The organism is Cohnella zeiphila (assembly GCF_014212055.1).
GTDB lineage: Bacteria > Bacillota > Bacilli > Paenibacillales > Paenibacillaceae > Cohnella > Cohnella zeiphila.
On sequence record NZ_JACJVO010000021.1, the window covers coordinates 227,209 to 243,214 of the forward strand.

The window sequence follows — 16,006 nt, forward strand, 5'->3', positions numbered from 1 at the left end:
GGAAGAAATGAATACCTCTGCTATCCGAGAACCTAGGGGAGACCGTCTCTTCTTATTATTTTTATACATTATTCTGAGTTTGATTGGTATTTCAATCGCTTATCCACTCATCTATATCCTAAGTTCTTCTTTCAGTTCTTCCAATGCTGTGCTGTCGGGTGATGTCTGGCTATGGCCTGTGCATCCGACATTGAGTGGTTATAAAGCAGTGTTGCTCTATCCGAGTATCGGTACGGGTTATATCAATTCTGCAGTTTATACGGTTTTGGGAACCATTCTAAGTGTGTCCCTAACGATAATGATGGCTTATCCGCTTTCACGAAAAACGTTTTACGGAAGAAGATTTTTCATTTGGATACTGCTATTTGCCATGCTCTTTAGCGGAGGGTTAATCCCCTATTATTTGGTAGTTAAGTCGCTGGGGATGATCAATACAATGTGGTCGATTATTGTACCATCCGCCTTTAATGTGTTCTCGGTTCTAGTGGCAAAGACGTTCTTTCAACAGAACATACCGGATGAACTTTACGAAGCTGCTCAAATTGATGGTTGCAGTGATATCCGTTTTCTATTGAAAATGGTGATTCCGCTTTCCAAGCCGGTTATCGCGGTATTGGTTCTTTGGTCGGCTGTTGGTTCATGGAACTCCTATTTTAACGCTTTAATATTTTTAAATCACGACGATCTTTACCCACTGCAGCTTATTTTGAGACAAATTCTAGTTTTGAATAATGTAAATATGCAATCGATGAATCTATCACCCGAGATGTATCAACAGTTCGAGGATATGAAAAATCTATTGAAGTACTCCGTCATTATTGTGACATCTGTACCGGTTTTATTCCTATATCCGCTCGCACAAAAGTATTTTGTTCAAGGGGTAATGATTGGTTCGGTTAAGGAGTAATCTGCTTGTTTTTACAAATGGTCATTTATATTTTGGAGGGAACTGCAATGAAATTTGGGGTATGCTCCGTTGCGTTTGGTCCGATCGGTTACCAGGAATTGGCCCGAAAGATTAGCCTTTACGGATTTCGCTCCACTCATTTGGAAATGAACCAAATCGTCGATATCGACCACCGGCTGGGGAGATTAAGTACCGGTGTGGCGAACCTCGTGGCAGAAGAATTCGATCGCCATGGCGTACGGATTCCCATCCTGGGCTGTTACTCTAATTTGATCCATCCGGATCACGAAAATCGTCGTTACTTAATCAATCAATTTAAGGAGCATCTTCGGTTTGCCAGGGATTTTGGCGCGAGCGCCGTCTCAACGGAAACTGGAACAGCCAACCGAGAAAGCCAGTGGGACCCCCACCCAGACAATCAAAACGAAGACAATTGGAAGCTCTTGAGAAACGTGGTAGAGGAGATCACCGAGGAAGCTGAAAAGTGGGGAGTATTTGTTGGGCTTGAGGGGTTTTTCAACAATGTTATCGATACACCTGAACGGATGCATCGCGTGCTTCAGGAGATTCCTTCCTCCAATATCGGAATTGTGATGGATCCATGCAACTATATCCGCAAGCGCGATGCAACAAAGCAAGACGACATCATCAAGGAAGCGTTCGATCGACTTGGAGACCGGATACTTATCGCCCACGCTAAAGACTTCAATTACCGTCAGTACGACGACATGGCCCAACCGATTAACATTCAACCGGCGGCAGGTAAAGGGGATTTGAATTATCCTTTATATTTGCGGCTGCTGACCGAACATAAACCGAATGTTGAAATCTATTTGGAGCATCTGTCAGAAGATGAGATGTTTACTTCATGTGCGTACGTAGGAAAAATAATGAATCAGATCCTCTCAGAGAAGGAGTAAAACCGAAATGTCCACAGCGAACTCTTTGATTTATCCTTTGCCCTGCAAGCATGATTACGGTATTGGCATCGTGGGCGCAGGAGGCATTGTTAACTATGCTCATCTGCCAGCTTACCGCAAGGCTGGATTGAATATCATTGGGATTTGCGACATCAACGAGAATGCGGTCCGAAATTCGGCGCAAAAGTGGGAAATCCCTTTCAGCACGACCGATTATCGGGAATTGCTGAAACGAAACGATATTCAGATTATTGACATTGCCATCCCAAATGAAGGACGGGTGGACATTGTAAAAGAAGCGGTCGCAGCAGGAAAGCATATCCTCATTCAGAAACCGTTCGCCCATCAAATTGAACAGGCCGAAGAAATGGTTCGATCAGCAAGCGAACATGGGGTTCGCCTTGCAGTAAACCAAAATGCTCGATTCGCTCCTTTCTATAGAAAGGCAAAAGAAATCATTGACTCGGGGATATTGGGTGAACTTTATTTGATGACACATGAAATGCGGATCAATCAGGACGAGGCATTGGCTGGTACTTGGTTCGCGAAAGTTCCGAATTTTTTGCTAGTGGACTATGAAATCCATCATTTGGACTTGATGCGTTTTTGGTCTGGAAGCACCCCCGAACGTGTATATACCAGCGGAACCCGCATGCCTGGACAACACATTCAATCCGACATGACTGTATTGACGACGATGGAATTCGCCAGCGGGTTACGAGCTTCGTTGATTACTGTAGACACATTGCAGTCAAACCAAGCTTTTTGGAGTTTTACGGTTGAAGGGACGAAAGGGAGTTTATATGGCCGAATTAGTCACGACTATACCGTCTTCGAACTGGACTATTATACCAAAGACAATCCTGGACAATGGACGCGCGTTACTCCGCCGGGGCGATGGTTCGTAGACGCCTTTTACGGGTCGATGTTTGAATTAATGAACGCCATCCAAGAAAATCGCGAGCCTTCGATCAGCGGCCGAGATAACCTGGAAACTCTCCGTTTGCTTCACAGCATGATCCGTTCCACGGAAAAGAAGATGATCGTTTCTGTCGAGTGAAGAACACGATGATAAACGAAAGGAGAATGTACATGAGGGCGGTTATCAATTACTCATCCGGACCCGGAAGCGTGGAAATTCGGGACGTCCCAATTCCTTCTGTGCTAGGACCGAAAGACATTTTAATCCAAGTGAAAGCAGCAGGCGTTTGCGGCAGCGATTTGCATATGTATCACGACATTCAGGGATTTCCCGTTAAGCGTCCGGTTACGCTTGGACATGAATACTCCGGTATTGTCGCCGATGTGGGAACGGAGGTCACCCTGTTCCAGTCGGGCGACCGGGTGGTTAGTGAAACACCTGCATATGTATGTGAGACTTGTATTTACTGCCGAACCGGCCATTACAATCTATGTCCGAACCGTCGAGGGTTCGGTGTCCTAGAAGATGGTGCCATGGCGGAATACGTGAAAACGCGGGAGGCCATCGTACACAAGGTTCCAGACAACGTGTCCTTTGAAAAAGCGGCCATGACGGAGCCTACCTGTGTTGCCTACAATGCGGTTGCCCATCATTCCCGGATTCGCCCGGGCGACCATGTTGTCGTGATCGGACCCGGCCCGATCGGATTGATGTGCGTACAGATCGCGAAGCTGTTTTCCCCGGGGCAATTAATGATCGTCGGCACCAGCAAGGATAAGAACCGGTTGGAAATCGCCCGGCAGTTCGGCGCCGATAGCGTGATCGTTGCCGACGAGCAAGATGTTGTGAAGGAAGTCATGTCCTATGGTGATGGCTTTGGTCCGGATCTCGTTCTGGATGCCGTGGGCATTTCCGTTACCCTGAAACAGAGCGTCGAAGTCGTACGTCCGGGAGGACAAATTACGAAAATTGGTTGGGGACCGTCCCCCGTCGGATTCTCCCTCGACCCTCTGATCCAGAAAGCGGCTCGCCTGCAGGGATCGTTCAGCCATAACTACCCGATGTGGGAAAAAGTGCTGCTGATGATGGGTAAAGGGGAAATCGACCCGCTGCCGATGACGAAGGTATACGATATTGATCAATGGCAACAGGCGTTCGTTGAAATGGACTCCCTTGCACATGCGAAATCTATCATTCAGCCGAATCCGTAAGGGGACGAAACATACAAAAATAGTAAAGGGAGAAAACCGAATGGAACCAATTGTACAGATTTCGCTTGACTTAACAAATATAAGGGAAGCTCTCGAGATGGCGGAAGTAGCCGTGGAGGCAGGTGTGGACTGGATAGAAGCCGGTACGCCGCTGTTGCTTGGCGAAGGGCTTCACGCCGTGGCCGCGCTACGCAAAGCATATCCGAAACACCCCATTGTGGCGGACTTGAAAACGATGGACGGCGGTTATTTAGAGGCGGAAATGATGGCCAAGGCCGGGGCCACTCACGTCGTTGTCATGGGGGTTGCCCATCCTGCGACGATCCGTGCGGTCGTGAAAGCCGCCCGTGATTACAATATTAAGGTGATGGGAGACATTATGGCCGCCCCCGATCCCGTTGCCTGCGCGAAAATGCTGGAAGCAAACGGCGCGGATTATATTATCGTGCATACGTCGTTCGATGAGAGAGGAGAAGACCCGGCGCGGAGTCCGTTCGATCACCTGGACGCCGTCGTAAAGGCTGTTTCCATTCCCGTACAGGCCGTCGGAGGTCTCTCCGTGGATCAGGCCGCGGAAATGCCGAAGCACGGAGCCCCTCTGGTTGTTGTCGGAGCACCTTTGGTCATCGACAAAAAGGAGTTTCGTCCCAGCACGGACAAAACTGAATTGTTGTCGGTGCTCCGCGAGCTGGTTGCAAAGGTGAAAAACAACTGAGAAGGGGAGGAGTTGATCATGAGCTCCAACATGCGAGCAAGGCTGTCCGTGTTTCCAAAAGGATATATAGATGAACTTACCGACGGCCGAATGAGCGTATTCGAATGGATTGAAATGGCAGGCAGGCTGGGCGCGGACGGATTGGAGATGTATCCCTCGTTTTTAAAGCAAATGGATATTGAATACTTGCTTAAGGTGAAAGATGCTGCCGAGAAAAACGGGTTGGAAATCCCGATGATGTGCTCGTCACCCGATTTCACGCATCCCGATGCTGACTTCCGTCGCCGAGAGATCGAGAAATTGATCGAAATGATCGAAACCATGGATATTCTCGGCCCGGAGGGATTTCGCAGCGCCCGCGTGTTATCTGGCCAGAATCGTCCCGGGATATCTAGGGAAGACGGAATCCGCTGGACCGTGGAATCGATCAAACAGTTGCTTCCGTATGCCGAAGAAAAAAGGGTTCATCTCGTCATGGAAAACCATTATAAAGACGGGTTCTGGAAATACCCGGAGTTCGCTCAGCAGTCCGACATCTATCTGGAAATTATAGAGCAAATTTCATCGCCGTGGTTTGGCGTGAATTATGATCCCTCCAATGCGATTGTCGCCGGCGAAGACCCTTTAAAACTGATAGAGAAGGTCAAAAACCGAATCATGACGATTCATGCAAGCGATAGATATCTGAAGGAAGGATACACGCTTGATGATTTGAAGAATTATTCCTTGCATGGTTATTCGGCAGCCCTTGCACACGGCATTATTGGCAGAGGTCTCAATGATTACGATGCCATCTTCGGGCATTTGCGGAGCATCAATTTCCGTGGGTGGATCTCGATCGAAGATGGAGTGAATGGAATGGGAGAATTGCAGGAATCGGTCGATTTCCTCAAGGTGAAAATGGCAGAGTATCTGGCTTAAGGAGTGGCGTGAAATGGGCAACAGGTTGGCGGGCAAGGTCGTCGTCATCACCGGCGCTACCAAAGGAATCGGCAAAGGCATCGCCAAAATGTGCGCTGCAGAAGGAGCGCTTGCGGTCGTAAGCGGCAGAAACGAGCAAGACGGTATGCAGGTTGTACGGGACATTAAGGAGACGTTGGGGACGGATGCCCTCTTTGTTAAAACCGACGTCAGCCGTATAGACGATTGCCGTATATTGATCGAGCGGACAGTGGAGCATTTTGGACGAATCGACGGATTGGTGAACAACGCAGGCATCTTCCCAAGGGGTGATCTGCTGGATACGACAGAAGAGTTGTTCGACGCCGTTTTTAACGTCAACATAAAGGGCGCTTTCTTCTGTTCGCAATATGCAATGAAGGCGATGTCACGCACAGGCGGAGGATCTATCGTTCAAATTGGTTCCACCAATGCTTATAAGGGACAGAAGGATCTTGCCGCCTATTCATGCTCCAAAGGCGCGATGCTGACGTTAAGTAAACATATCGCCGGTAATTATTCGGAGCAAGGCATTCGCTGCAACTGGATTACGGTGGGTTGGGTCGCAACCGATGGTGAAATTGAGCTGCACAATCGCATGGGCGTAAGCGCAGACCGGTTAAATGAAATGGGAAAAGTGGCGATTCCAAGTGGCCGGCTGCAAACGGCTGAAGATAATGCTTATGGTGTCATTTATCTTCTATCCGACGAATCCAGCCAGGTAACCGGAACCGAACTCGTCATCACTGGGGGGCACCGTATCTAGCGGTAAAACAAACAAACTGTATATCTGGAGAATGTTTAGAGGAATGAGAAAAAACTCAAACCTCAAAACATAGATCTCGAAAGCGTTTTAAGTTTTCGAGAGCATAATAAAAGAAGGGAGGTCATTGGGTGATGTCGATCACAAATCTTCACACTTTGTTGTCATGATTCGAGTGGTATGCCCAGAAATGGGAGTATCGTAGCGCGTTAACTGCTTCGTCACCTTCGAGCTTCAAAACTGACCGGAGTCGACAAACACGTCTTGGATCTGTCTTGCCCATTCCTGACGGCGACGGCTCGATCACCGGCCGGACGGTTTAGTCATTTGTAATAGCCACTGCAAACAACTTCTATCCGAAGCGGTGTGCAAGAACTAATACGTTACTGGCGGTCTTTTGCAAGAAGTGCAAAATCTCGTTTTCCTCCTGCAGTTCGAATCCGCTTCTGCATCTCCCTCACCTGGTGCTCTTCCAACTTGAACACTTGCGCTCATGGCGATTTCCCGCTCTCCTGCGAACCTCTTCATCGTCGTTGACCTTCAATTCGCGGATCGACTTCCGCCATCGGCTTGCCGCTCTCTTAACTATGCTGGACCGTTTATTTCTTAAACGCATCGTCATACACTGGCTTTCATGCAACACAGTCTCATCTTCGTAGTGGTTAGGTTCAAGATAAACGGTATCTACTATTCATCGCCTGTTTAAGACAGGTAATCCGTATATTGAGAAAGGATCGTGGTGTTTTAAATGTACAAAGGTAACCTAAGAGGAATGTTTATCGTTCTCGCGTTTATACTTTTCGCTTCAGCGATATCTTTTGCTAAGCCCACTACAGCTAGCGAGGCGACCCTGTTGCAAAATGCCGGTTTTGAATCAGGAAACTTGACTCCGTGGGGACCTGCTACAGATGTGGTTGTTCAAAGTGAAATTGTTCACTCAGGGAATTATGCCGTCAGGCTTCAAGGATCGGTGGCGTGGTCGAGCTATTTAGCTCAATACCAAATACCGATAGAGTCAAGCACTGAATACGAATTATCAGTTTGGGTATACGCTTCCGGGAGTGACGCCAGCATTAGGGCTTATGTTAAAGATCCCGATATAGGAAACGATAGCCAACAAATAGCGTCTGCCGCCAATACTGATGGTTGGCAGAAACTAACGATCCCCTTTACTGCCTCAGAAACAACAACAAAAATTGAAGTCGGATTGAATCAGACGAATACGGGCGTCGTTTATGCGGATGATTTTGAGCTCAAAAAGGTGGGGGAAGAGCCCAGTAATCCGGAGCCGTCAGGATTTATTCATACAGACGGGTCAAAGTTTGTAGACGGCAATGGTAACGAGGTTGTTTTCAGAGGTATCGGAATGTGGGGCGGCACCGCAAGTGACACTGCGCCTTACAACAGATTTACCGAAGCTGATTTCGCGAAATATGCCGATATCGGCTTTAACCATTCCCGTCTCTACATGGCGGCGCCGCAATTCCAAACAAGTTATACAGCCCCGTATGAATTTGACGAGGCAAAGATTAGGGCTTACCTTGACCCACGCATCGCGTGGGCGAAGAAATACGGCATGACGCTGATGCTGAATTTGCACTTCACACCGGGCGATGCAAATACACAAATAAGCGATCAGACTTTGTTTACCGACAAAGAAAAACAGGAAGGGCTTATTCGGTTCTGGGAAACGATCTCGAGGCTTTATAAGGACGAACCAGTCATCGCTGGTTACGATGTCGTAAACGAGCCGAAGATAGCATCGCCTGGTACCGGAGCAGCTCCTTTCACGGCGCAAGTTGCTCAGTGGTCGGCTCTCGCGCAGCGTGTAGTAGACGCTATCAGGGCAATAGACCAAAATCACGTTATCGTTGTAGAGCGTCTATGGATTGGCAACGATACACAACCAAGAAACGATTACATGGAATGGCGCTGGGCCACTGATGGCAAATACTATTTTCCCGATATCAACGACAACAACTACGCGTACACTTATCATGTCTATGAGCCTGCCAATTACAACCATCAAACAGCGACAAATAATTTCCTTCCCGATGGTACAGTGACCGCAAGTAATGGAGCTTATCTAGGCAATGGCACATGGAATGTTGAATATTCCACCATGCTCGATGCATGGAGAAACTGGCCGAACCCCACGTGGGGGAATAACGTCTATCCTTCTGCATCCTTTGCGAAAACCGGTTATGGATCCGAAACGAATTATAATGCCATACCTATGTCCAACCCGAATAAGATACCGGATGACGCGACCGATTACGTGACGGTAACTAACAAATTCACTGCTACCGACACCGGATCGACGGGTTACAATATTGGCAGAGTACATTTGGCCCTGAATAGCGTACCCGCGGGTGCAAATGTGTGGTTCAAGGACTTGGTTGTAAAAGAATATGACGAAAGTAACAAGCTGGTCTCTACAATAACCGATGTTAATTTTAGCTCCGCATCACAAATGAATGCCGTTTTCAATTCGAGTACTCTTGCACAAAAAGGTTTTGTGTATGACGCGACAGAGCAGGCGCTTAAATTCACAAGACCAAGTTCAGGAGATCCATCCGTCAATGGCGACAATGCCAAGTTTGCGTTGACGAAGGACCACACATATGAAATATCAGTCAAAATGAAGAGCCAGACCGCGATCGGCGGCACTGTGACTCCGAGTATAAGCGTGAGTTATAACGGCACTGCCTGGGCGATGAACAAAGACTTCTTGGAATACGCATACACAGTACCTTTGGATTACATCAGGAATGTTAAAAATGTTCCGGCTTATCTCGGCGAAAGCGGCATCAACAGCGGCGACTTCCTGGATAACGCCTCTGGCGTGAACAGAGGCGGAGAGCAATGGACGTTGGATCATTATGAGATCCTATCCAGATTGCATTTAAGCAGTAGCTGGCATGCATATTTTGAATACGAAATCCAGCCCGAAATAACTCCGGAACTTGAACAAGCCTGGAGAAAAGCTTTTGGTACGTTAGCAGAAGAGGAGAACAACAAAGTAACGTTCAAGAGCGAAGGTTCCGCAGATACCTTAAAGACCGTTACGAAAGGAGAATCACTGGGCAAGGATAATATGCCGGCTAATCCCGTAAGAGACGGTTATGCCTTCGCCGGATGGTTCACAGGAACAAAAGGATCGGGAACGGCATTCAACAGAAACACGGTTCCCACCGGCGATATGACGGTAAACGCCGACTGGGTGAAGATTAGCGACATCATGGGGCCTACACTGCCTGATCCTGGTTTTGAATCGGGAACATTGTCTTCGCAGTGGGGTAAAAATGGCACACCGACAGTTCAAACAGACGTCGTTCATTCGGGGAGTTACGCCGTTAAGATGGTTAGTCCCCCGGATGACTATATGGCCTTATTCGGCACATCTGTACCCGCAAATGCCACCTATGAATGGCGGGTTTGGGTCAATTCAACTGGCAGCGGAGCAACTTATGTAAAGAATTATGACCCAAGAACGGATTTCAACAATACCAACGGAGATTGGCAGGAAATTGTGAAACGCTTTACCACTACCGCGGCGGGAAGCCAGGAGCTCGGGTTGAATCTTTGGAGCGGCTCCACTGCATACATCGATGATATCGAGCTTGCGCGCTTGTACAATGTCACGTTTGTAAATTTGAGTGACACCGTTACAAAGACCGTTGATGCGGGTGAATCTCTGGGCGCGCAATGGCCGGCTAATCCCGCGAATAGACCTGGTTTTGAATTCGACGGATGGTTCACAGGAGAAAACGGGACAGGAGTGGAATTCACAAGCGATATGATTCCCACCATCGACACCACTTTGCACGCGTATTGGAGGCAGCTCCCAGGGGACTTCTACAATGTAACGTTCCAAAATGACGGAACGGAAGTCAAAGTCGTGACGTTACCGGCTAATGGCACGGTAGGCACGCAATGGCCGGCCAATCCAGAAAAATACGGATATGAGTTCGACGGATGGTTCACTGGAGAAAACGGAGCGGGAACGAAATTTACAGCCGATACTCCTATAACCTCTAGTATCTTGTTATACGCGAATTGGAAGAAGGTGTCGGGCTCTAGCAGCATTACTGTAAGCCCTGAAAATCAGCAGCAAGTTAAAGGTCTGGGCGGAGGTATGCCGTGGCCGATACCTGACACCGGATTCCCGGTAACCGAAAACGAAGACGGCATGAATACGATAAAGAATATGGGTATAACCGTTGCACGTATCTATTATCATAATCAGTATAATCTCTTTGGGTTGGATGGTAAGCCGACTGATATTGTGTATGAAAAAATGACTGGAAAACAAAGAATCCAAGGCATACTTGATGAGATCAAATGGCTTAATGACAACGACACACCTTACAATATTTCGCCCGGTATCAACAATTTGCCTGCTTCATGCTACAGCGGCGGGACTTTACTAGAACAATACGAACCGTTGCAGATCGAATCCATTATGTACGTGTTAAGGCAAATAAGGGATAAAGGTTACGACTTGCCGCTCATGGTAACTGTTGCGAACGAGCCGAACGCCCCGGTCAACGGTAGCGGGATTGACTTCACCGGAATGCCTGTAGCGCAATCTGTTAGGCTGAACAAAGCGTTGCGCAAGGCTATGAATGAAGAAGGCTTCCAGAACGTCCAATTGGGTTATAACGATGCTGGTGAACTGAATTATTTGGATGTCTATCTGAGTAATCTTACGGATGGTAGCCCAACTCCCTTCAATGGCCAAACTGATCATTGGACGCGCCTAAGCACTGACAAGGAACTTGACGACGCGATAGACGCTTTTGCGGCCCACACCTATTACGCAAACACTCAGCGTATTAATAACTACCGGGCTGGATATGAAGCGCAAGGAAAGGGCCGCGACACCTGGCAGACGGAGCATGCACTTTGGTATGAGGATATGCCTGGAGACAGATATTTCAACGACGCGACCATTTCAAGCTTTATTTCCGATATGGCAGCTGTCAAATTCAATTATTGGGAATCGTGGGTAATGTGGAAGACCGGAATGACGGTAAACAACATAGTTGGAAATGACAGCTTGTCGAGTACGGGCAACCAGAAATCGGGAGCGTATTATGTCTTTTCAAAAGTCTTTAACGAACTCAAAGACGGCATCAAGGCTGGAGAGGCATATGTCAGAACGGTATCTACAAACGTTCCCGGCACGAATGTCACCACAAATAAGTTTATGGATGCGGTTTCCTTTGTGACCCATGACAAGACGGTTGTTTTGTTGGTAAACCCCTCCAACAATACAAACACGGCAACAGCGACAGCTACAGTAGACGGCTTGTACGGCAATAACGCGGAAGTATGGCAATCCATTTCCGCGAACGCAACAGACGACATGAAACTGGTTAACACTGCCCAAATTATTAACGGAAAGATCGATTATGTAGCGATGCCGAAGGGCACAATCACGGTTATCGTGACCGACGGTGGCACTAATACTAATGGCAGTGGTAACGGCAATGGCCATGGTAACGGCAACGGCAATGGCCATGGTAACGGAAATGGTAACGGAAATGGCAACGGTAACGGCAATGGCAGTGGTAACGGAAGTGGTAACGGCAACGGTAATGGTAATGGCAATGGTAATGGCAATGGTAATGGAAATTTTAACGAAACGATTCGATAGGGGTGACCTCTAGCCTTATTTGGAAATTAGCACAGTCGAAGGTACTACAGGCTTCGGAAGCTCAGAGCTTCGAAGGCAACGATTCGTTATGGTAATTCGAGACGTTGGTAGTCCCGAAGTTACTAATGAAGTAGGAGCGAGAATCCACTCGCTCCTTTTTCGTTGTATGGGGCGTCGTCTGTTCCTAAATCCTTTTTTAAGTTCAATTAGAGTAAATTAATAGTTATTAGAAACATGAAAAAGTGAGTACTCTCAAAGGTCGTACGGACTCAGTGACTTCTTCATTTCCTTCGCTAGTCCACTCTTTATTTCCCAGATTCAAAACTTCTGCAAATCAGGGCAATAATCAGCAAAGCAGCTGGCATGAAAACGAGGCAAAGAATGAAGTCGACAATGCCTGACGTTTGGATAGAGCTGAGCATTTCCTGGAAGTTAGGCGATTCCCACATCGTAATTGCGATGACCAGGAAGCTATGCGAGAACACGATGGGCCGGTAGTCCGACAAGTTGAAGCATTGAGCGGTTCCGATCGTCAGGGCATATTGCCATGCATACAATATGCCAGGCGATGCGCCCCAGTGTTCGAAAGCCTGCGGGCAACAGGTTGTCCGAGCGATTCATCCGTCAACCGCTGAAGCACACGCCCGGTTAATTCAGACTCCTGCTTCCATTCTGCCGAACGTAACGAACGGGACGTTTAACGAAGCAATACCATGACAGCAGAAGCACGGATGAGTCGGAGTTAACTAACATACGGACGAAGATCTTGGCGGGCAGCATACCTGACCTCCACCTCATGGACAGGTTGAATGAAGGAATGTGGGAGCGAAGACTCTGGGAGACATGGGAGGGTTCACCGCCATGAGTCCTTGTGGAGATCCAAAGGTGCGACTAAATCGTTCCTTAGTAACCACTATTTACAGCAGGTGGTCTAAGGGAGGTTGTTTCGCACTTTTTCCGCCCCCCAAGAATTTCTTCATCTTGATTACTGTACCAGTTAATCATGGTAATAGTATTCGTGTGATCGCCGTATTCGTGAGAAAGAACGAGCAATCCGGAGAATAGTGTTTGTTCGTGGAGGTAGTTTTGTTAAAGATCAATTGTGGTGAGACTTACTACAAATAACGGCAGCTTTTGCGTTGCAGTAATTTTCGTTCGGCTTGAATTTCGAAAGAGAATCAAGGAATAATTATCATTGAGCATCATGGTATTCAAATACATTTTAGGGTGATGGAGGGACATATTATGTCGGAAAATACCACTTCAGGGTATGACCGCAGAAGAACGGAACGCTATGAATCAACACATCGCCTATTGGACGGAAAAGCAAAATCAGGAGATTGCACTGATTTTCGGCCCTGTTCGAAAACCGAACGACCCTCATGGACTCGCCATCATTGAGGTTGAGAATGCAGATCAAGTCCCAAAACTCATTGCAGAAGATCCTGCCGTGATGCGGGAATAATGACTACAGACTTTTATCCAATGATGGCAGTCTTACCGAAGTAACACGTAGGGACGGATAAGATAATCGAATAGCGTATATCTGTAAAGCAAAGGAGGGCAGCCCCTTTACAACTTTGACAACAAAAAGAAACCGTTCTTTGGTAAAATGGAGGTACCACCCAACCATAACCAAAGGAGGGGTTTCTTTGCACATTCAATATACCATGGACCAACTTTTCTTGCCAATGGACCTTGAGGACGACATCCCTCCTCAGCATGTCGTTCGTGTCGTCAACGAAGCCATCAATCGCTCGGACGACAAAATTTTCGCTGTCGCGTATCCCGGCGGTGGACGAGACAGATACCATCCGAAGATGCTCACCAAAGTCATCATCTACGCCTATACGCAGCGGATTTACTCGTCTCGCCAAATCGAAAAAGCCGTACGTGAAAACATAACGTTCATGTGGATTGCCGGCAGACAGCGTCCGGATTTTCGCACCATCAAACGTTTCCGTTCCAAGCGCATGAAAGAGACGTCCTGGAGACGATCTTCACTGACGTCCTTCAATTACTCGCCGAGGGAAAATACATAAGGCTTGAGCACTATTTTGTCGAAGGTACCAAGATCGAAGCCAATGCCAATCGGTATACGTTCGTCTGGGGCAAGGCGGTCATGAATCAGAAGGAAAGTTGCAGGAGAAAGTACAGGCCCTGATTGCAACTATCGAAGAAACAGAAAAGCAAGAAGAGCAGGATCAGGGCAGCCAGGACCTCATCGAACTGGACGAAGCGTCCTCGCTAACGAGCGACAAGCTGGGGGCCGCCGTTCAGCAACTAGAGGCCAAGCTGCAAGCAAAGCCAGAAGACAAGCCCCTAAGGAAAGCGGTCAGCACGCTCCGCAAGGACCTGCTCCCCCGTCTGCAAAAATATGAGGCGCAGCAGGAGATCCCTGGAGATCGGAATAGCTACAGCAAGACGGATCCTGACGCTACTTTCATGCGCATGAAGGAAGACCACATGCGCAACGGACAGCTTAAACCGGGTTACAATGTTCAGATTGGAACGGAAAATCAGTTCATTATCGGTTATAGTCTCCACCAACGGCCGACGGACACGCGGTGCCTAAAGCCTCACTTGAGAAGGTCAAAGCCGCGCTTGGCAAGCTGCCGGAAATGGTCATCGCGGACGCCGGTTATGGAGGGGAGGAGAACTACGCTTACTTGGAAGAAGAAAACATGGAGGCTCTCGAAGTACAGTACCTATCACAAGGAGAAGTCGAAAGCATGGCAGAAAGACATCAGCAAAATAGACAACTGTCAATATCACGAAGATGAGGACAGCTGGACGTGTGCAGCAGGACGAAAATTGCTCTTCCGATATGAAAGCAAAGAAACGACGGAAAGCGGGTTTGAGATTCGAAAGCGGCATTACCGAAGCTGAAGTTGCGAAGGATGCCCGCTAAAGAGTGCTTGCACCAAGGCGCAAGGGGATCGGGAAATTAGCGTTAGCCTACAGTATTTGCGTTATAAACAATAAGTGAAAGAGAAACTCCGAAGTGAGGAAGGGCATGAACTGGCGGTTCGAAGGATGATCGAGCCGGAGAGTGAATTTGGACAGATAAAGAACAAACGGGGATTCCGGCGATTCCTGCTTCGAGGCCTGCCGAAAGTGAGCCTCAGGTCGGATGGCTTGCGCTTGCCCATAATTTGATAAAGAAAGCGGCAATAGACCAGAAACGTAAACTGGCGGTACAGGGATAACCTCCCTGATACCATTTCTTCATTTCCGGCATGTTTATTCGTCAAGCGAGCTGTCCGTCACGTGAGCGAACTTACTTCTGAGACAGCCCCTCTTTTGCCCGAGGAATATGCTATTCTGCCAGTTAATTGAACAGCCTGCCGGATCCCGCCGGCAGGCTTATCGTTTATTGTTGGTTAAATAAGCCAGTACACTTAGAGGTACTCCCTCCCGTTTGTTTCTTCATAAACCAGAGATAAAACAGCCTGGACAGGTAGAAGGTAAACAGAAGTGAGCCCCAAGACCAATACCAATGCCAATTTATGTACCTAATGAGGTGAGTATGTTTTTCTAATAGCACCTCCGCGGCGGTCATCCAGCTAGGGAAAAACAGATACCATAGTGTTTTGTGGACAACACTCTTATTCTCCGGAAATCTCAAATTAAAAACGATACAGATTGAAGGATAAATAAAATACTCGAAAGAGAAACTGCTTCTTGACGCATAGGGGAACTCCCGTACAGGATATTCTAATAATTTGTACTGCACAACCAGAAACCCAAAGAGCCAAGTCAGCGCTTGCTTAAACAAAAAGATGACTATGGCTTCCCGCATTTTGTTACGCGGAGTCGTGATGATGACAAGCACACTGGTTACGATCCAGATTCCAATCAAAATGATTCTATCCATTGTCATAAATACATCTAACCTCGATTGCATGGGATGTTCTCAGTATCGCCAAAAACCACAACCATAATAAAGGCCGAGGTAATCGCTCCA

Annotated in this window: 10 protein-coding genes and 1 pseudogene; 10 read left to right on the top strand and 1 reads right to left on the bottom strand. The window is 47.7% G+C overall.

Annotation, left to right across the window (positions count from 1 at the left end; genetic code table 11):
- Nucleotides 1-7: 7 nt before the first annotated feature.
- The 10 genes and pseudogenes from H7C18_RS17680 to H7C18_RS17725 all read left to right on the top strand — a co-directional run bounded on the left by H7C18_RS17680 (nucleotide 8) and on the right by H7C18_RS17725 (nucleotide 15,248).
- A complete protein-coding gene (locus H7C18_RS17680) occupies nucleotides 8-907 on the top strand; it encodes a carbohydrate ABC transporter permease (RefSeq protein ID WP_185130408.1) in 900 nt (299 codons plus the stop codon).
- Nucleotides 908-912: 5 nt separating this feature from the next.
- Nucleotides 913-1,827, top strand: coding sequence for a sugar phosphate isomerase/epimerase family protein (locus H7C18_RS17685; RefSeq protein WP_185130409.1), 915 nt, complete (start codon nucleotides 913-915; stop codon nucleotides 1,825-1,827).
- 7 nt (nucleotides 1,828-1,834) lie between these two features.
- On the top strand, nucleotides 1,835-2,887 hold the full coding sequence (locus H7C18_RS17690; protein ID WP_185130410.1) for a Gfo/Idh/MocA family protein: 1,053 nt from the start codon (nucleotides 1,835-1,837) through the stop codon (nucleotides 2,885-2,887).
- Nucleotides 2,888-2,919: 32 nt separating this feature from the next.
- Nucleotides 2,920-3,960 carry a zinc-binding dehydrogenase gene (locus H7C18_RS17695; RefSeq protein WP_202887114.1) on the top strand — a complete coding sequence of 347 codons (1,041 nt, stop codon included), beginning with the start codon at nucleotides 2,920-2,922 and terminating at the stop codon, nucleotides 3,958-3,960.
- Nucleotides 3,961-4,000: 40 nt separating this feature from the next.
- The gene (locus H7C18_RS17700) at nucleotides 4,001-4,675 is read left to right on the top strand and encodes an orotidine 5'-phosphate decarboxylase / HUMPS family protein (protein WP_185130411.1); all 675 of its coding nucleotides are present in this window, start codon (nucleotides 4,001-4,003) and stop codon (nucleotides 4,673-4,675) included.
- Between the two features lie 18 nt (nucleotides 4,676-4,693).
- The gene (locus H7C18_RS17705) at nucleotides 4,694-5,596 is read left to right on the top strand and encodes a sugar phosphate isomerase/epimerase family protein (protein WP_185130412.1); all 903 of its coding nucleotides are present in this window, start codon (nucleotides 4,694-4,696) and stop codon (nucleotides 5,594-5,596) included.
- Between the two features lie 13 nt (nucleotides 5,597-5,609).
- A complete protein-coding gene (locus H7C18_RS17710) occupies nucleotides 5,610-6,380 on the top strand; it encodes an SDR family NAD(P)-dependent oxidoreductase (protein ID WP_185130413.1) in 771 nt (256 codons plus the stop codon).
- A gap of 745 nt (nucleotides 6,381-7,125) precedes the next feature.
- A complete protein-coding gene (locus H7C18_RS17715) occupies nucleotides 7,126-12,039 on the top strand; it encodes an InlB B-repeat-containing protein (protein WP_185130414.1) in 4,914 nt (1,637 codons plus the stop codon).
- Nucleotides 12,040-13,309: 1,270 nt separating this feature from the next.
- Complete coding sequence (locus H7C18_RS17720; RefSeq protein WP_273386941.1) at nucleotides 13,310-13,504, top strand: YciI family protein; 195 nt, start codon at nucleotides 13,310-13,312, stop codon at nucleotides 13,502-13,504.
- Nucleotides 13,505-13,691: 187 nt separating this feature from the next.
- A pseudogene (locus H7C18_RS17725) lies at nucleotides 13,692-15,248 on the top strand (IS1182 family transposase).
- A gap of 164 nt (nucleotides 15,249-15,412) precedes the next feature.
- Here H7C18_RS17725 and H7C18_RS35780 read toward each other — a convergent pair.
- Nucleotides 15,413-15,946, bottom strand: coding sequence for a CBO0543 family protein (locus H7C18_RS35780; protein ID WP_337913689.1), 534 nt, complete (start codon nucleotides 15,944-15,946; stop codon nucleotides 15,413-15,415).
- Nucleotides 15,947-16,006: the final 60 nt, after the last annotated feature.